Here is a 19,919-nt window from a genome sequence, read left to right as displayed (position 1 = left end):
CGTCACCGGGGGTCGGACGCGGTGCGCCGCGGTGGACGCGGACCGGCGCGGCGGGCACGGGCGACGAGCACGCAGCCGAGGCCCGCGACGACGGTGGCCGCCGCCGTGCCGGCCGTCCAGCCCACCGACGTGTCGCCGCCGGAGAACCCGACGAGCATCACCACGTTGACGAGCCAGTGCAGGACCGTCGCGAGCACGACGCGCTGCAGCACCGCGCGGCCCGCCGTGACGACAGCCAACGCGACGGACAGCCCCACGGCGGAGACGAGGAACAGCGCGTACACGCCGATGCCGGCGGCGAGCACGTGCACGTGCCCCAGCCCGAACATCAGGCCCGTCACCAGCGCGGCCGGCAGCAGTCGCAGGCGCGTCTCGAGCACCGGCTGGACGAGTCCCCGCCAGCCGACCTCCTCGCCGGCCGCGCCGACCAGCTGGGCCGCGAGCACCACCACGAGCGGCGCGCCGAGCGTCGCGTGGTCCAGAGGTGGCCAGGTCCCCGCCCCGGCCGCCTGCACGAGCCAGAGCACGGCCCCGACGACCACGGCGACGGCCAGGGACGTCAGCAGCGGTGCACGCCAGCCGCGGGTGCGCACCGGCGGCAGGACCAACCGTCCGCGCCACAGCAGCCAGGTGACGAGTGCCCCGACGGCCGTCGCGAGCTGGGTCAGCACGAGGACGTCCGTGGGCGGGCCGACCGCGCCCTGCACGGCTGCCAGCAGGGCGGACGCCAGGGCCGAGACGCCGAGGAAGACGAGGAGGACCTGCCAGACCGGTGGACCCGGTGGGAGCGGTACCGCCTCCGCCCGGGCAGCGTCGGAGGTCGTCGTCACGGTGGTCCTCCCCGGTTGCTGCGGCACGGTCCGGCGCCCACCGGCGAGCCGCGCCGGACGACCCCCACAACCCTACTGACGCCCGCAGGCCCCCGGAGGGGAATCGTCCCCCCACGTCCGGCACGTGTGGACGGGGCTGTGGTGGGTACGTGGAGGGCCGGATGCACGCGCCAGGTCCCCTTCGAGGGGTGGTCCGCTGCGGCGGGCGGGGAGGATGGGGGCGTGGACGGGAGGGGTGATCGGGCGCGGCGGCTCATGGACGCCGTGCGCGTGCGCGACGCCGCCACGGTCATGCACCTCGACGCGGACGCGTTCTTCGCCGCCGTCGAGCAGCGCGACAAGCCGTCGCTGCGCGGCAAGCCGGTCCTGGTCGGGGGCGTCGGCGGGCGGGGCGTGGTGTCGACGGCGTCGTACGAGGCGCGGCGGGACGGCGCCCGGTCGGCGATGCCGATGGCGCGGGCGCGCCGGCTGAGCCCGGCGGCGGCCGTGCTCACGCCGCGGTTCGCCGCCTACTCGGCGTACTCCGCCGTGATCATGGGCGTGCTGCGCGAGCTGACGCCGGGCGTCGAGCCGCTGTCGATCGACGAGGCGTTCGCCGACCTGGCCCAGGCCGAGGGCGGTGCACCCGAGCCCGAGGACGCCGCGGCGCGCGTGCAGGCGCGCGTCGCGGAGCTCACCGGGCTGACGGTGTCGGTCGGCGTCGCGCGCTCGAAGCTCGTCGCCAAGATCGCGTCGGACCTGCGCAAGCCCGGCGGGGTCGTCGTGGTGCGCCCCGAGGACGAGGACGACGTGCTGCTGCCGCTCGACGTCCGGGTCGTCCCCGGGGTGGGCCCGGCCACCGCCGCCGCGCTCGAGCGGGTCGGCGTGCGCACGGTCGCGGACCTGCGCCGCCAGCCGCTCGACACGCTCACGATGACGCTCGGCGAGGCGAACGGCACGCACCTGTTCCTCATGTCCCGCGGGCTCGACGACCGGCCGGTGGTCGTCTCGACCGAGCGGAAGTCCGCCGGTGCGGAGCGGACGTTCGCGCAGGACCTGTTCGGGCGCGACCTGGTCCTGTCTGCCGTCGACGACGTCGTCGACGAGGCGCTGCAGCGGCTCGAGCGGCACGGGGGCGCGGCACGGACCGTCGTCGCGAAGGTCCGGTACGGCGACTTCTCGACGGTCACCCGCTCGGTGACGTTCTCGCAGCCCACCGCGTCGGCCGGGGAGCTGCGCGACGCCGCCCGCCGCGCGACGCTCGCCGCGGGCATCGACACGCCGGTGCGCCTGCTCGGCGTCTCGTTCCACAACCTCGCCCCGCACGCGCAGCTCGCGCTCGACCTGCACGGCACGGAGGAGGCGGCGCCGGGTGCGGACGCGCCCGTCGTCGAGCCGGACCTGCTGGACGGGCTCGACGCGCCGGCGGGCGAGGCAGGCGCGGCGGGCCCGGACGACGCCACCGCGCCGCACGCCGACGAGCCCGACCCCGCCGACGACCCCGCCGACGACCCCGGCCCCGACCTGCCCCGCGCGGAGGACGACCCGCGGCTCGTCGGCGCCGAGAAGCCGGTCGTCGGCCGCCCGCTGGGACCGGCCCCGACCGGCCGCCCCCTCGACGCGACGAACGCGCGCCCGGGTCTCGACGTGGAGCACGCCACCCTCGGGCGCGGCTGGGTCGTGCACGTGCGGGACCGGGAGGCGACGGTCCGGTTCGAGACGGCCACGACGCCGCCGGCCCGCTCCCGCGTCCTCGACCTCGACGCCGACCCGCTCGTGCTCGTCGAGCCGGTCGGGGTGACGCCGCCGGACGCCGTGCCGGCCGACCTGCGCCGGACCGGCTCGTGACGCGGGTGCGCGCGGTGGGGACCGTCGGACGACGCCGCACGGCGGGTGCCGTCGGGTGGGCGCGTGCGACGGCCGCCGCCGCGCTCGTGGCCCTGGTCACGGCCTGCGGCGCCGGGGCCGACGCGTCGCCGCCGCGCCCGCCGGCCCCGGCGGCGACGGGCGCGGCACCCACGGCCGGCCCTGGCCCTGCGTCGACACCCCCCTCTCCCGCGGTCACCCTCCCCCGGCCCGGCGCGCCGTTCGAGTACCAGCTCGGCGGCGCCGACGCGCCCGAGGCCGGCACGGAGGTCGTCGTCCGCGACGCCACGGCGGCGCCGTCCGGGCGGTACGACGTCTGCTACGTCAACGGCTTCCAGAGCCAGCCGGGCGACACCGACCGGCTCCTGCGTGCGACCCCCGAGCTGGTCCTGCACGACGACGGCGAGCCCGTCGCGGACCCGGACTGGCCCGACGAGGTGCTGCTCGACGTGTCGACGCCGGCGCTGCGCGAGCGGCTGGTCGCCGAGCTCGTCGGCCCGCTGCTCGACCGCTGCGCCGCCGCAGGTTCCGACGCCGTCGAGGTCGACAACCTCGACTCGTGGACCCGCTCGCACGGCCTCCTCGACGCCGAGGATGCCGTCGCGTTCACCGCCCTGCTCGTCGAGCGCGCGCACGCGCACGGCCTCGCGTACGCGCAGAAGAACGCCGCCGAGGTCACCGACCGCGTGCGCGCGCTGGGCGCCGACCTCGTGGTCGCCGAGGACTGCGCGCGGTGGGACGAGTGCGCGACGTACACCGACGCGTACCCCGTGGTGCTCGACGTCGAGTACGACGCGGACGCATTCGCCCCGGCGTGCGCGGCGCAGCGGGACCCCGCGACGGCGCTGCCTGGGCTCTCGCTCGTGCTGCGGGACCTCGACGTGCTCCCCCGCGGCGCGCGGGGTGCGGTGCACGCGGCCTGCTGACGAGTCCGTCGCCGCCGCGCCCACCGGCTCCGCCCGCACGGCTCCGCCCGCACGACTCCGCGGGCAGGACCCGGGAGCCGTCAGCCGACGCTCGCCGGACCGCCGCGCAGCCGCGCCGTGATCTCGACCGACCCGCCGGCCGGCACCCGGACCGAGGTCGCCGCGTGCAGGTGCGGTGTCGTCCCGGACGGCGCCCGGAAGTAGCGCACCGACCCGTCCGGCAGGGCGAACCGCACCGCGTACCGGCCCGCGGGCAGCCTGCCGATCAGGAACTCCCCCGCCTGCCCCGTCTCCGCGAACCCCCAGGTGCCGAGCTGGCCGCTGCGCGGCACGAGCGTGACCTCGACGCCCTGCACCGGACCGTCGCGCCCGGTCACCACGCCCGTGATCCGGGCGGCGCGGCCCGGCGTGAGGTCGATGCCGCCGACGACCTCCCCGACCGTCACCTCGACGGGGACCGCGCGCTCCGCCGAGGTCGAGTCCCGGTAGTACTCGGGCAGCAGCGGCCCGTTCCAGTCGACGTGCTCGACCCGGACCAGGTACGTGCCGGGCGCGAGGTCCGTGAACCGGTAGGTGCCGTCGGCGGCAGGGGTCGTGCCGCCGACCGTTCGCAGCGACCCGTCCGGTCCGGCCTCCTGGACGACCACCGTCAGCTCCTCGAGGGGCACGCCGGCCGGGGCGGTGACGGTGCCGGCGATCCCGCTGCCCGGCAGCGGCGTCACGTCGACGCCCTCCCGGTGCTGGCCGGTCGCGAGCGTGAGCGGCGTCGCCGCCGCGGCGTCCGCGGTCCGCGTCCACCAGGTCGTGCTCAGGCCGCTGTCGGGCGCCGGAACCACCTTGAGCCGGTAGGTCCCCGCGGCCAGCGCGCGGACCTCGTACGTCCCGTCGGCGTCGGTGTAGGCGCCGGACGGCGGGACGCCCGGGACGTCGAGCCGCTCGACCGAGACCGTCGCGAACGCGACCGGGGCACCGGCGGGGTCGACGACCCGTCCGCGCACCACGGCCCCCGGAGCGAGCTGCGCGTCCAGCCCGGCCACGGCCTCCCCCTCGGCCACCCGGACCACCGTCCCCGTCATCATCGACGGGGCGTCGTCCCAGTACTCGGGCGCGAGGCCGGCCGCGAACGCCTCGAACCGGATCCGGTAGCTGCCCGCGGGCAGGCCCCCGATCGTCCAGGCGCCCGACGCGTCGGTGACCGCCCAGCCGAGGCCGGAGCCGTGCGCCTCGACGCGCACGCCGGCGACGGGCTCGCCGTCCACGTCGGTGACCCGCCCGCTCAGCTGCGACCGGCCTGTGCTCCCGGTCGGCGACGGCGTCGGCAGGGACGTCGGCGCCGGGGTCGGCAGCGACGTGGGCACGGGGGTCGGCGACGACGTCCACGTGGGGGTCGGTGGCGCGCTCGGCGCCGACGACGACGGCGCGGGCGGGGCGCTCGCCGAGGTACCGATGGCCGGTGCCGTGCCCAGGGCCACCGCGACGAGGACGCCGGAGGCGAGGGCGGCGAGGGCGGACCTGACGGGACGTCGAGAGCTGCGCACGAGGACTCCTCGGGTCGCGGACGGGCCACGTCCTCGCAGCGTCCCACCGTCCCGGACGACGAACCGTTTCACGGCGTCGCCGTCCTTCCGCAGCCTCCTGCGGCGGTGCTCCGCCCGGGACGACGACGTCAGGACGACGCGTGCTCGGGGCCGACCTGCTCGGGTGCGCGCTGCTCAGGGCCGACACGCTCGCCGCCCGGCGCCGTGCCCGTGCTCACCACGGCGCCGACCAGCCGCGCCACGACGGCCACCGCACCCGCGTCGCGCTGCGCTCGTGGCAGCGACCGCAGCGGGCCGAGCGCGGCGAGCGTCGCGTACCCGTGGACGCCGGACCAGCAGGTCAGGGCCGCGCCCTCGACGGCCGCACCGTCGAGCCGCCCCTCGGCCACGAGCCGGGCGAGCGCGTCCTGGAGCTGGTGGTACGGCGAGCGCCCGCCGGCACCGGCCGCCTCGGGGTGGTCGACCACGGCCATGTCGTCCATCGCGAACAGCGCGACCTCGAAGAGGCCGGGCTCGTCGAGCGCGAACCGCACGTACCCCTCGCCGACGGCGGTGAGCGCGGCGGCGCCGTCCTCGGCCGCGACGAGGCGGTCCTCGACCGTGCGGGCCATGGCGGCGAGAGAGACGCGGGCGACGGCCCCCAGCAGCGCCGCGCGGTCGGCGAAGTGGCGGTAGGCGGCCCTCGGCGTGACGCCGGCGCGGCGGGTGACCTCGCGCAGGACGACGGCGGGGGCGCCGGCCTCGCGGGCGAGCGCGACGCCGGCGTCGACCAGCGCCGCGTGCAGGTCGCCGTGGTGGTAGCTGCCCCTTGCGGTCGTCACGTGGGCAAGTCTACGGTGTGGACATCCGCGAAGTACACGCCGTAGACATGGAGCGACGATGCCCGTACCGCTGGACCTCGCGTTCACCGCGCCGCTCGAGAAGGGCGGCGCGTTCGACACCTTCCTCACCGTGCCGGACTCCCAGCACGTGCTCGGCACGGCCCGGGCCGTGAAGGTCGGCGGCACGCTGGACGGCCACCCGTTCGAGGCGACGCTCATGCCGTCCGGGGGCGGCCCGCACTGGCTGCCGCTGCGCAAGGCGCTGCGCACCGCGATCGGCAAGGACACCGCCGGCGACGAGGTCGCCGTCCACCTCACCACCCGACGGAGCTGACATGACCGCCACCGCGACCACCGACGTCCGCACGCTCGACGTCCCCGGCGCCCGCCTCACCTACGAGGTGCGCGGCGCGGGCCCCGTGCTCGTGCTCGTCGGCTCGCCGATGGGCGCCGACGCGTTCGCCGCCGCCGCCGACCTGCTCGCCGACGCGCGCACCGTCGTCACGCTCGACCCGCGCGGCACCGGCCGCAGCACGGTCGACGACCCCGCGCAGGACTCCACCCCCGAGCTGCGGGCCGACGACGTCGCGGCAGTCCTCGACGCGCTCGGCGCCCGCACGGCCGACGTCCTCGGCTCGAGCGGCGGCGCGGTCACCGCGCTCGCGCTCGCGCAGGGCCACCCGGGACGCGTCGGCACGCTCGTGGCGCACGAGCCGCCCCTGCTGGACCTCCTGCCCGACGCCGCCGCGCACCACGCCCGCACGGCGCTCGTGGTCGAGACGTTCCGCGCGCACGGCGCCGCGGCCGCCTGGGGGGCGTTCATGGGCGCCGCAGGGTGGGACGACGACGCCGCCGGCCCGCCCGCGACCGGCGACGACGAGCAGCTCGAGCGCGAGGGCGCCCGCTTCTTCCTGCACGAGCTCACGTGGACCACGACGTGGGTGCCCGACGTCGCCGCGGTCCGCGCGGGGGCCGGCAGGGTCGTCGTGGGGCTGGGCGTGGACTCCGGTGCGCTCGAGACGGCGGCCACCTCGGCCGCGCTGGCCGACCGGCTCGGCGTCCCGCTGACGGCGTTCCCCGGCGAGCACACCGGGTTCCTCGAGCAGCCGGAGGCGTTCACGGACCGCCTGCGCGCGGTGCTGGCGTCCGACTAGCGGCCCGGCGTCAGTCGCGCGCGGTCAGGACGACCGGGCCGTCCCTCGTCACCGCGACCGTGTGCTCGGCGTGCGCCGCGAGCGAGCCGTCGGCGGTGCGGATCGTCCAGCCGTCGTCGTCGACCTCGTACCCGTCGCCACCGGCCATGAACCACGGCTCGATCGCGATGACCAGGCCCGGCTTGAGCCGCTCGCCCGTGCCGCGCCGGCCCAGGTTCGGCACGTGCGGGTCCTCGTGCATGGTGCGGCCGACGCCGTGGCCGCCGAAGTCGCCGTTGATGCCGTACCCGGCGTCGCGCCCGATCCGGCCGATCGCCGCGGACACGTCGCCCATGCGGCCGCCCGCGAGCGCGGCCGCGACGCCGGCGTCGAGCGCCTGCTCGGTCGTGGCGATGAGGCGCTGCGCCTCCGGCGTCTGCGTACCCAGCTGGAACGTCAGCGCGGAGTCGCACACCCAGCCGTTCAGCTCGGCCGCGAAGTCGATGCTCAGCACGTCGCCGTCCTCGAGCACGCGGTCGGACGGCAGGCCGTGCAGCGCGTGGTCGTTGACGGACGTGCACAGCACACCCGGGTACGGCATCGCGCCGAAGCTCGGGTGGTAGCCCAGGTAGACCGAGCGGGCGCCGGCCTCGTCGATGAGGCCGTGCGCGTGCGCGTCCAGGTCCTTCGTCGTCATGCCGAGGCGCGCGTGCTCGCGCAGGGAGGACAGCACGTGTGCGACGAAGCGGCCGGCGGGCCGCATCTCCTGGATCTCGGCGGGCTTCTTCAGGGGCACGGTCCCACCTTCTCACCCGCCCGTCGGTGCGTGCCGCCGGGGGGACGCAGCCCGTGCGCGGGCAGGCAACAGCCCGTGGGGCGGGCCCTCCAGGAGGAGGACCCCGCCGCGATGGACGATGTCGCGGCACCCACGGGCTGCGGTGACTGCCGGGGATTCGCTCGCCGCCCGGCCAGGGGGTCCTGGCGGGGTGCGGGCGGACCTCGGAGTCCGTCCGATGCCTCGGGCGACTAGCTGGCAGTCACCTCACGCGTCCAAGAAGACTTCATGTCTCGGACCACCTCCTTCCCGTGTGCCGACGACCGTACGACTCCGCGGCGCCGACGCCAAGGGTTTTCGCCGACGGCGAGCGGAGGGCGGCCTGCACCGCGCACCGGCCGGGTGCGTGCGTCAGGCGGCGTCGGGCGTGCCGGCCGCGTCCGACGGGCCGGTGACGCCCGGCGCGCGCTCGGACGCCGGCGGGCGCCACATGCCCACGGGCGCGGCCCCGCGCAGGCCCGGCACCGGCGCGGTCTCGACGAACCCGTGCCGCCGGTACAGGCGCCGGTTGCGGGGCGTCGACGACTCGAGGTAGGCCGCTGCGTCGTCCGCGTCCACGGCCGCCAGGCGCGCGTCCAGCAGCGCGGCGCCGACACCGAGACCCCGGGCCGCACCCGTGACCCCGATCTCCTGCAGGTACCAGTGGGCGCGCGCCGGGCGGTGGCCGGCGAGCACGTGCTGCACCCGCAGCGCGCGCAGCAGACCGGGCACGCCGTCGACGCGCAGGAACGCCGGCAGGTGCCGCAGCTGCGTCGTCAGTCCCACGGCCGCGTCGGGGGCGTGCCACACGGCGGCGCCGACGACCTGCCCCGAACCGCCCGGCCGGGCGACGTCCACCGTGCCCGCCGCCAGCGGACCCGACCGCACGATGCCGTCGAACAGGTGGCGCAGCCGCGCACGCCGCGGCGGGCCGGGCGGGCCGCCGACCACCGTCGCGAGGGTCGGGTCGTCCTCGAACGCCTCCGCGAGGACGAGCGTGACAGCCGCCGCGTCGGCGGGTCCGGCGGGGGTCACGACGATCACGCGGCCTCCTCGGACGTCGGGCCTCCAGACTACGGAACGGGCGGCGGGGGCGCAGTCACGGGACCTCCGACCGCGCGGGCAGCGCGCGGCGACGCAGACGCCGGTCGGCGCATCCTGCGCGACCCTTTCGGGTGACTTCCCGGTGGGATCTGCACGGTTGTCCGAATACGCCCTATTGTCCGGAGCGGCCGACGGCGTGACCGTGCGACCCCGGCCCCCGTCCCCCGTCCCACGGTCTTCTGGAGCACCCCCCGTGAAGCGTCGCCACCTCCCCCTCGTCCTCCTCACCGCAGGCGCCCTCCTCGTCGCGCCCGCCGCCGCCGCGACCGCCACCGGCGACGGTGACCGCCACCGGCAGGCCAGCACCTGGCACGGCAAGCCCGGCAAGGGCGAGCCCGGCAAGCCCGGCAACGGCAAGCCCGCGCTCTGCGGCATCAAGCCCGGTCAGGCCGTCCGCTGGGACGCCTACACGTGCGACAAGGCGACCGGCTACTTCCTCTACGTGAAGAAGGACGCCACCAGGAGCGCGGGCTGGTCCAACAGCACGCAGCAGCACCGGGTCGCCCTCCACCCCGTGTGGGCGTGGCCGACCGAGGACGCCGGCCAGCGCCACGGGGGGTCGAAGACGCTCCCGAGCACGTACGAGATCAAGCCGCTCGAGCTCGACGCCGCTGCTGCCGCCGCCGTCTGCGAGGAGCCCGACGCGTACGGGCTGCAGGTCGACCTCGTCGGCAACGGCACCGGCCGCCCGGTGGACGTCGCGTCGCTGGTGCCGACGGTCATCACGCCGCCCGACGGCGGCTTCAAGGCGAACACGCTCGCGTACTACGGCCACTACGACGTCGCCGAGCTGATCGACGTGGACGAGCTGTGCGCGCCCGACACCGAGGTGCCGCCGGTCGTCCCGACGCCGACGCCGACCACCCCGGCCCCGACGCCCACGCCTACCACCCCGGCGCCGACGCCCACGCCCACCACGCCGGCCCCGACGCCGACGACGCCCGCGCCGACGCCGACCACCCCCGCACCCGCGCCGGTCGTCCCCGCGCCGTCGCCGTCGGCGCCGGCACCCGCGCCGTCCACGCCGGCCCCCACGCCCACGCCGACCGGTGACGTCGACGACGAGACGCCGGCGCCGACGCCCACCCCCACGGCGGAGGTCTCGGCCGCGCCGCAGCCCACCGCCACGCAGGCACCGGTCGCCGGCGCGACGCCGTCGCCCTCGGTCACCGAGCGTGCGGAGGTCCTCGCGGCCACCGACGACACCCCGCGCAGCCGCGGCCAGGTGCTCGCGGCCACCGGCACGTCGGTGCTCGTCGGGCTGCTGGCCGCCGTCGGCGCCGTCGGGATCGGTGGCGCCCTGCTGATCCTGCGTCGCCGCGGGAACACCACGGAGGCCTGACGCAGGCGCCCGGACCGGACGGTGCCCCGAGCCCCGTCCGGTCCGGGCCCGCGCACGTCCGGCACCCGCTCCCCACCCGCTCCCCGCCCGCGGACCGCGGCACCGCTCCGGTCCGCCGCCACCCGGTGGCGCCCCGGCCGGCGGCGGTTACCGTCGATGTGGTGGGGCGCCGCACGCGGAAGACGGACGTCGAGCTCGTCGAGGACGACGTCCCGGCCGCCCGGGCGCGCACCGCTCCCCACGGACCGGCCGTCCCGGCACCCGTCCGCGCGGCCGCACCCGCCCCGGCACTGCCGTGCGACGCCGGCACCCCCGCGGGCGCGGACGCCCGGACCGGCGCGCGGCCTGCCGCCCTGCGCCGCTGGTGGTGGGTCGTCGCCGCCGGCGCGGTCGCCGCCGGCGCGGTCGCCGGTCAGCTCGTCGTCGACGCCCGCGAGCGCGCGGAGCTCACCCGGCTCGCGACCGTCCCGGGGGTCGTCGCCCCGCTGTCGCCGGACGTCGAGGTGCTGTGGTCCACCACGGGTGACGACGTGCCGTACGCCGTCACGTGGCCGTGGTCGCAGGGCATCGTCGGCCTGCGGGCGTCGGCCGAGCGGGGCAGCGAGGTCGTCGCCATCGACCCCGCGACGGGCGCGACGCGGTGGTCCGTGCCGCTCGTCCCACCGCAGGACCCGGGCGGGAGCGAGGTGCGTGCCGTCGGGTCGCTGTGCGTCCGGGCCGACGCGACCCCCGGGCCACGGCACAGGCTCCCCACGCGCATCGCCTGCCTCGCCTCCGACGTCTGGCAGGTGCGCCGCGGCGACGACTGGGCCCGGACGACGCCCACGACGTCCCGGGTCGTGGTGCTCGAGACCGCGGACGGCACGGTGGTCGCCGACCTGCCGACGGACACGGTGCCGGGCACGTTCGCCGACGCCGTCGGCGTGCTCGGCGGCGTCGCCGTCGCCGCCGGACCCGCGCCGGAGGGCGGCACGCAGGCGTGGGGCCTGGACCTGACGACGGGCGCGGAGCTGTGGCGCGTGCCGGTCTCCGCGGGCGCGGGCGACCCGTACCCGTGGTGGCGGGCCGAGGTGGTCGTGATGGACGGCGTGGCGGCGGTGGTCGGGCAGCGCGACGTCGTGCTCGTCGAGGCGGACGGGACGGTGCGCCGCACGGTGCCCCGCGGGGGCGCCGACCCGGAGTCGGGCTCCGGCTTCGACGTGCACGACGGCGTGCTGCGCCTGGCCGGCGCCGACACGACGACCGTCGTCCGTCCCGACGGCGACCTCGTGCTCGACGGGACCGCGGTGTGGACCACGGTCGACGACGGCAGCGTCCCCGGGCTCCTGCTCATGACGGACGGCGCGCTGCGCGCGCACGACGCGGCCACGGGCGCCCGGCGGTGGGAGGCCCCCGACCTGGAGGCGACGACCGCGGTGGTGCTGCGCGGGCGCGTGCACGCCGACACGCAGGAGGGCCTGGTGACGCTCGACGCCGCGACGGGTGAGGAGCTGTGGCGGCACCGCGACGTGCCGCCCGCCTCCTTCGGCGCGGCCGTGACGGACGGCCGGCTGCTCTACGTGACGCGCGACGGCGACGGCGGCGGGAACCCCGTCCTCGCCGCGCTCGACCCCGCGGACGGTCACGAGCTGTGGCGGACGACCCTGCCCGCGGGGGTCCGCGGCGTCCAGTCGGTCGGCGGGGTCGCCGTGGGCTGGGACGACCGGCGGCTGTCCGTGCTGGGCTGAGCGTCCGGCGACGGCCGACGGCCGACGGCCGTCCCGGGTGGGAGGGCCGGCGGCCGCGTGCTCGTCGGGGTGGGCGTCAGGCGCGCGTCCACCGCTGGTTGGCCGTGCCGGCGCAGTCCCACAGGTGCAGGCGGGCACCGTCGGCGCCGTTCCAGTCGGCGATGTCCAGGCACCGGTTCGACTGCGGGTTGCGCAGGTCGCCCGCCGCCGTCAGGAGCCACTGCTGGGCGGCGTTCCCGCTGCACGTGGCGATCTGCACGGGCGTCCCGTTGGTCGTGCCGCCCCACGCGGCGTCGAGGCACTGGTCGGGGCCGACGCGCAGCGCGCCGCCCACGGCCCGCCAGCGCTGCGCGGCGGTGCCGTTGCACTCCCACATCTGCACGCGGCTGCCGGCCGTGAACGTGCCGCCCGGGACGTCGAGGCACTTGCCGTTCCACCGGCTGACGAGCGCCTGGCCCGTCGGGGTGGTCGGGGTGCCGGGGTCCGTCGTGGTGCCGCCCGTGAACGGGGTCAGGTCGACGCGGGCGCTGCGCGGGTCGCGGTCGTGGACGAGCGACTCGAACGCACCGACGTCGTCGAACGCGAACGCGTAGGCCCGCTTGTCGACCATCGCCTCGTGCACCACGCGGCCGTACACGTTGGGCGGCGTGCTGCGGTAGAACTGCGCCGCGTCGAGCACGGGCTCCGTGGTGCTGGTGCCGAGCGTCCCGCGGAACAGCGCGGCGCACAGCGTGCGCGCGATGGGCCCGACCACCTGGTCGTTCGGCGCGTGCAGGGCGCCGTCGCAGCCCCACACGTCGGACGACGACGGCCGCTGGAACGCCGCGACCTCGCGGCCCGAGGTGTCGGTGAACCGCATCGTCGTGCCGGACGTGCGGCCCGTGTACCGGACCTCGGGCCGGTCGCCGAACGGCTGCACCGTGAGCGTGCGGGACGTGTACGCGTTCCACGCCGAGGCGATGTACCCGTCGAGGTACGTGGCGCTGAGCAGGCCGGCGCTCGCCGCCTTGCCGGGCGCGAGGACGCGCAGCACGGTGCCGTCGGCGCGCGTGACGACGCTGCGGGCCCACGCCGGGTCGGCGCGGAGCGCGTCGATGATCTGCTGGCGCCCGTTCGCGACGAGGCGCCCCGTGGTGCGCGTCTGGCCGGACGCGCCCGTGACGCTCACCGAGTGCGGCACCGCGAACATGTCGACCTGCGAGCTGTTCAGCCACAGCCCGTCGTCGTTGTACGTGAGCTCGCTCCAGTCGAACAGGATGTCGCGCGTCGGGTCGCCGCCGGCCCACGGCGCGGGCTGCACGAGCCCGTCCGGCGTGAGCGAGAACGGCAGCCTCTGCCCGAAGGAGAAGTAGATCCGGCCGGAGAACCCGCGCGGCACCTGCACGGTGACCGCGCCGCCGTTCGACGGCCCGGCGATCGCGCTGTCCGGTGCGGGCGACGGCGGGTTGGACCCGGCCGGCCACTGCCGGAAGGTCCCGCCCGCGTCCACCCAGCCGAGCCGGCCCGTCGCCAGGTTGGTGCCGAGCACGTGCACGTACACCTGCTCGGCCCGTCCCGACTGGTTGGCGACCGTGATCGGCAGCCGGTCCGGCCCGACCGCGGCCGCCGGCGCGGCCGCCCCCATGACTGCGAGTGCTCCCACGGCCAGCGCGGTGAGCCATCTGCGTTGCTGACGCATCGTCGTCCTTCCGCCCCCCGGGTGGCCCGCGCGCGTGCCCGCGCACGGGTGGGTGCGCGGCGCTGCGCACCCTCGCGACGGCGGCGCGTCCTGCTGACGACGTCGTCGGCGAATTAGTAAGTAACCCTGACATATGCCGCGAGCACGCCGCATCACTCGAACGGGTGAGAGTGTCAGCACGGTCCCACCGCAGTCATGGGACCAGTGCCTGACCAGCGCGGACGCACCCCGCGGCGCGGCGCGCGCGAACGGGTGGAGGTGGCGGGAGTCGCCCGGACGCTCGACTAGGGTTGCCGCGCCCCCCACCCCCCGCTTGGAGGCCGCACGCCCGTGGACCGCAACCTCGTGTACGTCTTCGACGTCGCGGGCGCCGACGCCGTGCGCCTCGACGACGAGCCGACGGTCCGCCGCTGCCTCGACGCCGTGATCGCCCGCGCCGGCCTCACCCCGGTCGGCGCCGACGCCGGCCACCGGTTCTCCCCCCAGGGCCTGAGCCTCGCGGTGATCCTCGCGGAGTCGCACGTGGCGGTGCACACCTGGCCCGAGCGCGGCACGGCCTACGTCACGCTGACGACGTGCCGCCGCCCCGACGGGGACGACTTCATCGACGCCACGCGCGCCGAGCTGGCCGACGCCCTCGGGGCTGCCCACGTCGACGTCCGCACGCTGGTCTGAGGGGCGCGACATGGCTCGTCACCAGGCACGGATGAAGCTCGGCACGGCCCTCGTCGGCGAGCCGCCGTGGCGCTCGATGCCGCACGGCGTCGTCGTCTACGCGGAGAAGGACGCCTCCGACGGCAAGTGGTACCACTGGGAGGAGTGGGAGCTCCTCGGCTACCAGAACCTCGACTACTGGGTCGAGTACGACCACGACACCCGCAAGGTGACGCTGTACTGGCCGGAGACCGTCCCGGAGACGATCGACCCCGAGAAGCTGCGCACCGGCCAGGAGATCACCGCCACCGTCGACGGGCGCAAGCAGAAGCTGCGCGTCGGCGAGGTCGGCGCCGGGACCATCCGCACGCTCGAGGGCTCCTTCACGTACGACCTGCAGAAGGGTCAGACGGTCGCGTACGCCGAGCTGCACGGTGACGACTTCGTGCTCTCGGTCGAGAAGTTCGACGCCCGCGTGCTCGACGTCTACCGCGGCACGGTGCTCGACGCCAAGGCCCAGAAGCAGCACTTCGGCAAGGTCGTCGCACCGCGCCAGTGGCGCGCTCCGGTGGTCGGGCTGATCGTCGCCACCCTGCTCGCCTTCAGCTTCGCCGGGGCCTGCAGCCCCGACAGCCGCACCGACTGCACCCCCCGCAGCCTCGCGACCGCGCCGCCCGCCGGCAGCACGGTCGTCTCCGAGGACCAGAACCAGATCTGCTACCGCCGCCCGGTCACCGGGATCGGCGGGCTCGGCAAGTAACCCCGAACGGACCAGGAGAGACCCATGGCCCTCGACGAGCTGCTGTCCACGATCGTCTACTCGGTGCTCGGCATCGTGCTGCTGCTGATCACCGTCGTCATCGTCAACAAGCTGTTCCGCCTCGACCTGCACCGCGAGCTCGTGGACGAGCACAACGTCGCGTTCGGCATCGTGATCGCCGGCCTGGCAATCGCGATCGGCGTGATCGTGGCGGGGACGATCAGCTCCTGACCGTGGCCGACGGCACCACCCCGGGCGGCGCGGCGGGCTCGACCGGCACCACCGGCGCCGTCCTCGACCTCCCGGGTCCCCGCGGCGCGCGCCGCGGGGACCGCCCGACCGTGTTCGCGGCGGCGCTGCTCGTCGCCGTCGGCGGGATCATCTACGAGCTGATCCTCGGCACGGCGGCGTCCAGCCTGTTCGGCGACTCGGTCGTCGCGTTCTCGCTGGCCACCGGCGTGACGATGTTCGGGATGGGCATCGGCTCGCTGCTGGCGGTCCGCCTCGCCCGCTCCCCCGGGCGCGCGTTCGTGCGCAACGAGCTGCTGCTCGGGGTGCTCGGCGGGTCGTCGGTGCTGCTGCTGTTCTGGTCGTACGCCACGACCGACCTCGCGTGGGTCGTGTTCACGGTGCTCTCGCTGCTCATCGGCATCGCCATCGGCGTCGAGATCCCGCTGCTCGTGGCGCTGCTCAAGGAGCACGGGCGCGACGAGTCGGTGTCGCTGCTGTCGAAGGTCCTCGCACTCGACTACCTCGGCGCGCTGGCGGCGTCGCTGCTGTTCCCGTTCCTGCTGCTGCCGACCCTCGGCCTGGTGCGCACGGCGTTCGCGGTGGCGCTGCTCAACGTGCTCGTCGCGCTGTTCATGCTCGGGCGCATGGGCTGGCCGGTGCGCCTGACGTGGCCGACGGCCGTCGTCAGCGTGCTGCTCGTGGCCGGCCTGGTGTCGGCGACGGCGCTCGAGGACGCGATCAACACGCGCCTGTACGTCGACCCGGTGCTGCACTACGAGCAGAGCGCCTACCAGAAGCTCGTCGTCACGACGTACCAGGGCGACACGCGGCTGTACCTGAACGACCAGCTGCAGTTCTCGTCGGTCGACGAGGCGCGCTACCACGAGACCCTCGCGCACACGGCGCTCACCTCGGTCGCCGCACCGACGTCGGTCGCGGTGCTCGGCGGCGGCGACGGCCTGCTCGCGCGCGAGGTGCTGCGCTACCCGACCGTGCGCGAGGTCGTCGTGGTGGACCTCGACCCCGCGGTCACGGATCTCGGCCGGAACGACCGGCTGGTCAGCGCGCTCAACGAGCACGCGCTCGACGACCCGCGCGTCGAGGTGGTCAACGCCGACGCCTTCGCGTGGCTGCGCGAGAGCGACCGCACGTTCGACGCGGTGCTCGTCGACCTCGTCGACCCGGCCAACGAGCGCGTCGCGAAGCTGTACTCCTCACCCTTCTACGCGATGGTCGCCGCGCACCTGCGGCCGGGCGGGGTGATGAGCACGCAGGCGACGTCCACGTACTTCACGCCGAACGCGTTCTGGCAGGTGGTGGCGACGATGCGCGCCGCCGCACCGGACCGCACGGTGCTCCCGCTGGGCGTGAACGTGCCGTCGTTCGGCGAGTGGGGGTTCGCGCTGTCCCTGCCGGGGGACGGGTCGCAGGCGTTCGCCGCGACCGCCCTGCCCGACGGCCTGCGGTTCCACGACGAGGCGTCCCTGCGGGCCACCGCACAGCTCCCCGCGGACGCCCCACCCCGGGACCTGGCGGCGTCGACGCTGCTGTCCCCGACCATCCACCGCACGTACCAGCAGGACATGGGGCGCTGGCGGTACTGACCCGTGCCCGCGCGGGTCGCCGCGCGGCGGGGGCACGGCGGCAATACCGTCAGCACGTCCGGCGCCCGCCGGGCACTGCACCAGGAGGACACGCGATGGGTCTCTTCGGCCGCCGCACACCGCCGCCCGCCGCCCCGGACGTCGCGGTCACGTACGTCGAGACGCCGACCGGGCGCGGCGCGCCCGACGAGGGCCGCACGTCGCGCCTCTGGTCGGACGGCTTCGGCCGCGCCGCCACCCGGTCGCTGCAGACGCTCGCGGTGGTGGCCGTCCTCGCGGTCTTCGTGCTCGCGCTGATGCAGCTCACCCTCGTCGTCATCCCCGTGCTCATCGCGCTGGTGCTGGCGGCGGCCATCTCGCCGCTCGTCGGCTGGATGCGCCGGCGCGGGCTGCCGTCGCTGCTCGCGACGTGGATCGCCCTGCTGGCGGTCGTCGCGGTGCTCGCCGGGATCCTGTGGCTGGTGGTGCGGGCGGTGGGTGCGCAGTGGGGCGAGCTGCGGGACCAGGCGCTCGACGGCTTCGACGAGCTGCAGACGTACATCCAGGGCCTGCCGTTCGACATCACCGACGAGCAGATCGCGTCCTTCCGCGAGTCGGCGACGGGGCTGCTGCAGTCCGACGCCGTCGGCTCCGGTGCCATCGCCGGCGTCTCGCAGACGGCTGACTTCGTCGCCGGCTTCTTCATCATGATCGTCGTGCTGTTCTTCTTCCTGAAGGACGGCCCGGCGATCTGGGAGTTCCTGCTCCGCCCGTTCGAGGGGGACCGCTACCAGCGGGGCAAGCGCGTCGGCGACGCGACGGTGCGCACGCTCGGCGGGTACATCCGCGGCACCGCGATCATCGCGGCGGTCGACGCGATCGGCATCGGCGTCGGCCTGGCGATCGTGGGCGTACCGCTCGTCATCCCGCTCTCCGTGCTGGTGTTCCTGCTGGCGTTCATCCCGCTGGTCGGCGCGACGCTCGCCGGCATCCTCGCCGCGCTGGTCGCGCTCGTCGCCGTGGGCCCCGTGGAGGCGCTGATCGTCGTCGCGATCGTCGTCGTGGTCAACCAGCTCGAGGGCGACCTGCTGCAGCCGATCGTCATGGGCCGCTCGCTGCGCCTGCACCCGCTGGTCATCCTGTTCGCCCTGACCGCCGGCACGGTGCTCGCCGGCATCACGGGTGCCGTGCTGGCGGTGCCGATCGCGGCGTCGCTCTGGCGCGCGGTCCAGGTGTGGGACGGGCCCGACCTGCCGGCCCGGTTCGCGCGCAAGAAGCGTCCCGAGACGGTCTGACCCGGGCGCGGGCGGGGCATCGGCGCCCCGCCCGCGGCCGGTCCACCACGACCGGGACGGACCGCCGGCTCAGCTCTTGAACGTCAGGATGTGCATCCACACACCCCTGCTGGAGCTGTACGTGCACGCGGCGTAGAGAACCGTCGACGTCTTCTTGATCTTCGCGAGGTTCTGGCTCAACGCGTAGTGGCAGTTGCCCGGCGTCGAGAACTCCTTGTAGATCTGCGCCGCCTGCGCCGGTCCCGCCAGGCCCAGCGACGCCGCCGTGAGGAGGACCACCGACGCGGAGCCCGCTGCGATGCGCTGCTTGAGGTTCATCGTTCTCCCGGTGAAGGCGCCCAGGTCGGGCGCGGATCGCCCGAAGATAGCGGCGCTGATCGCGACGGACTCGTCAGGACCGCAGCATGTCCTCCGATCGTGTCAGTCGCTCCTCGGGTGCCGGGGGAACAGCCACGTCAGCCCTCGTCGCGCGCCGTCGTCGCGACCGGGCACGGCTGCTCGGGCGCACAGACGCCCTCGGGTCCGTCGACGCAGCCGTCGTCCTCGGCGACCGTGTACTCGCCCGCGGGCGTCGCCCCCCGGTGCACGTACCGGCGCTCCGCGTCGGCCGTGAGCTCGAGCGTCGCGACGACCGTCCAGGCGGCATCGGCCGCCGCGCGGTGCGCGACCCAGAAGGTGGCGTCGTCCAGGCCCCCGCTCTCGTCGTGCCACGTCACGACGACGCCCTCGGCGTCGGGGGTGGCGGCGAGCTCGACGACGCCGGTGCGGAGCTCACAGTGCTGCTCGAACGTCATCCCGCCGGGCTCGTCGCCGCCGGACGCACCGGCGCAACCCGCGAGGAGGAGCGCCGTCGCGCAGACCGCCGTCGTCGCCCTCACGTGCCCTCCTCGGTAGAGCCGGACCGTAGGCCTCGCGCCGGGCGGATCGGGCCCCGTTCGGGCACCGTTCACCCGACCGGACGCGGTCGGGTCCGGCGTCACGGGGATGAGGCCGGGTCGTGGCGCCTCGTCCCGCGGGGGGTGTCGGGGCCGCGCGCCGCCGGGCGAGGATGGCCGCATGACGACGCCCCGACCGACCCTCCCCCGCGTCCTGGCCGCCCTCGTCACGGGTGCCGCCACGACCGCCTACTACGCGACGCCCGACCTCATCCGCTCCCGCACCGCCCGCGGGTGGGCGAAGACCGGCCTGGCGGCCGTGGTCGTCGCCGCGTCGATCCCCGACCTGCGCGCGGCGATCGCCGCCCAGCGGGAGCGCGCCGCCGACGCACAGGCTCTCTCCGCCGACGCCGACGGCTCGGCTGCGCCCACGGAGCCGGGCGGGACCGGCCCGGACGAGCGCGCAGCGGACGAGAACCTCACGACCGACGAGGCCACGGCCCCCCTGCGTGACGTGCCGCTCGCGGTGCGCGTGGGGGTCGGCGCGGTGGTCCTCGCCGGCTCGACGGTCGGCACCGTGGCCGCCGAGCGGTGGATCTTCCGCCGCGGTGAGGCGCTCGCCGCGGCCGGCCGGCCGCTCGCGCACACCCGCGCAGCGGTGGTCCTGGGCCTCGCGATGACGGCCCTGGCCCTGATCCCCGACCCGCCCGACCACCCGGCCGACCACCCGGCCGACCACCCGGACGCCGCCTGACACGGCGAA

General features: G+C 76.1%; 20 protein-coding genes. 12 read left to right on the top strand and 8 right to left on the bottom strand.

The window, feature by feature from the left end:
* Positions 1-2 precede the first annotated feature (2 nt).
* A complete protein-coding gene (locus E5225_RS00315) occupies positions 3-830 on the bottom strand; it encodes a CPBP family intramembrane glutamic endopeptidase (protein ID WP_166436039.1) in 828 nt (275 codons plus the stop codon).
* Positions 831-1,052: 222 nt separating this feature from the next.
* Between E5225_RS00315 and E5225_RS00310 the strand changes: the two genes are divergently transcribed.
* Complete coding sequence (locus E5225_RS00310) at positions 1,053-2,657, top strand: DNA polymerase IV (RefSeq protein ID WP_135974945.1); 1,605 nt, start codon at positions 1,053-1,055, stop codon at positions 2,655-2,657.
* A gap of 14 nt (positions 2,658-2,671) precedes the next feature.
* Complete coding sequence (locus E5225_RS00305; protein WP_208543835.1) at positions 2,672-3,601, top strand: endo alpha-1,4 polygalactosaminidase; 930 nt, start codon at positions 2,672-2,674, stop codon at positions 3,599-3,601.
* An 80-nt stretch (positions 3,602-3,681) separates the two neighbouring features.
* On the opposite strand, the gene E5225_RS00300 is transcribed toward E5225_RS00305, so the two are convergent.
* Together E5225_RS00300 and E5225_RS00290 are read right to left on the bottom strand one after the other, a co-directional pair.
* Positions 3,682-5,139 carry a carboxypeptidase-like regulatory domain-containing protein gene (locus tag E5225_RS00300; RefSeq protein ID WP_166435997.1) on the bottom strand — a complete coding sequence of 486 codons (1,458 nt, stop codon included), beginning with the start codon at positions 5,137-5,139 and terminating at the stop codon, positions 3,682-3,684.
* A 128-nt stretch (positions 5,140-5,267) separates the two neighbouring features.
* Positions 5,268-5,960, bottom strand: coding sequence for a TetR/AcrR family transcriptional regulator (locus tag E5225_RS00290; protein WP_135974207.1), 693 nt, complete (start codon positions 5,958-5,960; stop codon positions 5,268-5,270).
* A 58-nt stretch (positions 5,961-6,018) separates the two neighbouring features.
* Here E5225_RS00290 and E5225_RS00285 point away from each other — a divergent pair, with 58 nt between their 5' ends.
* Both E5225_RS00285 and E5225_RS00280 read left to right on the top strand, forming a co-directional pair.
* Positions 6,019-6,294, top strand: a complete 276-nt coding sequence (locus E5225_RS00285) for a DUF1905 domain-containing protein (RefSeq protein WP_135974208.1) — start codon at positions 6,019-6,021, stop codon at positions 6,292-6,294.
* A gap of 1 nt (position 6,295) precedes the next feature.
* The gene (locus tag E5225_RS00280; protein ID WP_135974209.1) at positions 6,296-7,114 is read left to right on the top strand and encodes an alpha/beta fold hydrolase; all 819 of its coding nucleotides are present in this window, start codon (positions 6,296-6,298) and stop codon (positions 7,112-7,114) included.
* A gap of 10 nt (positions 7,115-7,124) precedes the next feature.
* On the opposite strand, the gene map is transcribed toward E5225_RS00280, so the two are convergent.
* Both map and E5225_RS17820 read right to left on the bottom strand, forming a co-directional pair.
* The gene (gene map / locus E5225_RS00275) at positions 7,125-7,889 is read right to left on the bottom strand and encodes a type I methionyl aminopeptidase (RefSeq protein WP_135974210.1); all 765 of its coding nucleotides are present in this window, start codon (positions 7,887-7,889) and stop codon (positions 7,125-7,127) included.
* Between the two features lie 390 nt (positions 7,890-8,279).
* A complete protein-coding gene (locus E5225_RS17820) occupies positions 8,280-8,951 on the bottom strand; it encodes a GNAT family N-acetyltransferase (protein WP_243738321.1) in 672 nt (223 codons plus the stop codon).
* Between the two features lie 253 nt (positions 8,952-9,204).
* On the opposite strand from E5225_RS17820, the gene E5225_RS17655 reads away from it, so the two are divergent.
* Positions 9,205-10,353 (top strand): hypothetical protein, encoded by a 1,149-nt coding sequence (locus tag E5225_RS17655; protein WP_243738324.1) that lies wholly within the window; start codon positions 9,205-9,207, stop codon positions 10,351-10,353.
* Between the two features lie 161 nt (positions 10,354-10,514).
* Positions 10,515-12,080 (top strand): outer membrane protein assembly factor BamB family protein, encoded by a 1,566-nt coding sequence (locus tag E5225_RS00260; protein WP_135974212.1) that lies wholly within the window; start codon positions 10,515-10,517, stop codon positions 12,078-12,080.
* A 76-nt stretch (positions 12,081-12,156) separates the two neighbouring features.
* Here the strand turns inward: E5225_RS00260 and E5225_RS00255 are convergent, their stop codons facing one another.
* Positions 12,157-13,722, bottom strand: a complete 1,566-nt coding sequence (locus E5225_RS00255; protein WP_243738322.1) for a glycoside hydrolase family 64 protein — start codon at positions 13,720-13,722, stop codon at positions 12,157-12,159.
* 366 nt (positions 13,723-14,088) lie between these two features.
* On the opposite strand from E5225_RS00255, the gene E5225_RS00250 reads away from it, so the two are divergent.
* The 5 genes from E5225_RS00250 (at position 14,089) to E5225_RS00230 (ending at position 18,281) form a co-directional block, all read left to right on the top strand.
* Positions 14,089-14,433, top strand: coding sequence for an S-adenosylmethionine decarboxylase family protein (locus tag E5225_RS00250; protein ID WP_135974214.1), 345 nt, complete (start codon positions 14,089-14,091; stop codon positions 14,431-14,433).
* Positions 14,434-14,443: 10 nt separating this feature from the next.
* Positions 14,444-15,172 carry a DUF4178 domain-containing protein gene (locus tag E5225_RS00245; protein WP_135974215.1) on the top strand — a complete coding sequence of 243 codons (729 nt, stop codon included), beginning with the start codon at positions 14,444-14,446 and terminating at the stop codon, positions 15,170-15,172.
* Between the two features lie 24 nt (positions 15,173-15,196).
* Entirely contained in the window at positions 15,197-15,403 is a 207-nt protein-coding gene (locus tag E5225_RS00240; RefSeq protein ID WP_135974216.1) for a DUF350 domain-containing protein, read from the top strand.
* Between the two features lie 2 nt (positions 15,404-15,405).
* Positions 15,406-17,007 (top strand): polyamine aminopropyltransferase, encoded by a 1,602-nt coding sequence (locus E5225_RS00235; RefSeq protein ID WP_208012578.1) that lies wholly within the window; start codon positions 15,406-15,408, stop codon positions 17,005-17,007.
* A gap of 95 nt (positions 17,008-17,102) precedes the next feature.
* On the top strand, positions 17,103-18,281 hold the full coding sequence (locus tag E5225_RS00230; protein WP_135974217.1) for an AI-2E family transporter: 1,179 nt from the start codon (positions 17,103-17,105) through the stop codon (positions 18,279-18,281).
* Positions 18,282-18,350: 69 nt separating this feature from the next.
* On the opposite strand, the gene E5225_RS00225 is transcribed toward E5225_RS00230, so the two are convergent.
* Entirely contained in the window at positions 18,351-18,599 is a 249-nt protein-coding gene (locus E5225_RS00225; protein ID WP_135974218.1) for a hypothetical protein, read from the bottom strand.
* 137 nt (positions 18,600-18,736) lie between these two features.
* The gene (locus E5225_RS00220) at positions 18,737-19,159 is read right to left on the bottom strand and encodes a hypothetical protein (protein WP_135974219.1); all 423 of its coding nucleotides are present in this window, start codon (positions 19,157-19,159) and stop codon (positions 18,737-18,739) included.
* Positions 19,160-19,337: 178 nt separating this feature from the next.
* On the opposite strand from E5225_RS00220, the gene E5225_RS00215 reads away from it, so the two are divergent.
* Complete coding sequence (locus tag E5225_RS00215; protein WP_135974220.1) at positions 19,338-19,910, top strand: hypothetical protein; 573 nt, start codon at positions 19,338-19,340, stop codon at positions 19,908-19,910.
* The last annotated feature ends 9 nt before the right edge of the window (positions 19,911-19,919 follow it).

It is taken from the genome of Cellulomonas shaoxiangyii (genome assembly GCF_004798685.1).
GTDB lineage: Bacteria > Actinomycetota > Actinomycetes > Actinomycetales > Cellulomonadaceae > Cellulomonas > Cellulomonas shaoxiangyii.
The sequence above is the reverse complement of the archived record's forward strand: the minus strand, read 5'-3'. Positions and strand labels throughout refer to the sequence as shown.

Bases quoted from the DNA above. Each gene is read 5' to 3' on its own strand.
- E5225_RS00240 (WP_135974216.1), top strand. From the start codon at position 15,197: ATGGCCCTCGACGAGCTGCTGTCCACGATCGTCTACTCGGTGCTCGGC.
- E5225_RS00280 (WP_135974209.1), top strand. From the start codon at position 6,296: ATGACCGCCACCGCGACCACCGACGTCCGCACGCTCGACGTCCCCGGC.
- E5225_RS00215 (WP_135974220.1), top strand. From the start codon at position 19,338: ATGACGACGCCCCGACCGACCCTCCCCCGCGTCCTGGCCGCCCTCGTC.
- E5225_RS00245 (WP_135974215.1), top strand. From the start codon at position 14,444: ATGGCTCGTCACCAGGCACGGATGAAGCTCGGCACGGCCCTCGTCGGC.
- E5225_RS00230 (WP_135974217.1), top strand. From the start codon at position 17,103: ATGGGTCTCTTCGGCCGCCGCACACCGCCGCCCGCCGCCCCGGACGTC.
- E5225_RS00225 (WP_135974218.1), bottom strand. From the start codon at position 18,599: ATGAACCTCAAGCAGCGCATCGCAGCGGGCTCCGCGTCGGTGGTCCTC.
- E5225_RS00285 (WP_135974208.1), top strand. From the start codon at position 6,019: ATGCCCGTACCGCTGGACCTCGCGTTCACCGCGCCGCTCGAGAAGGGC.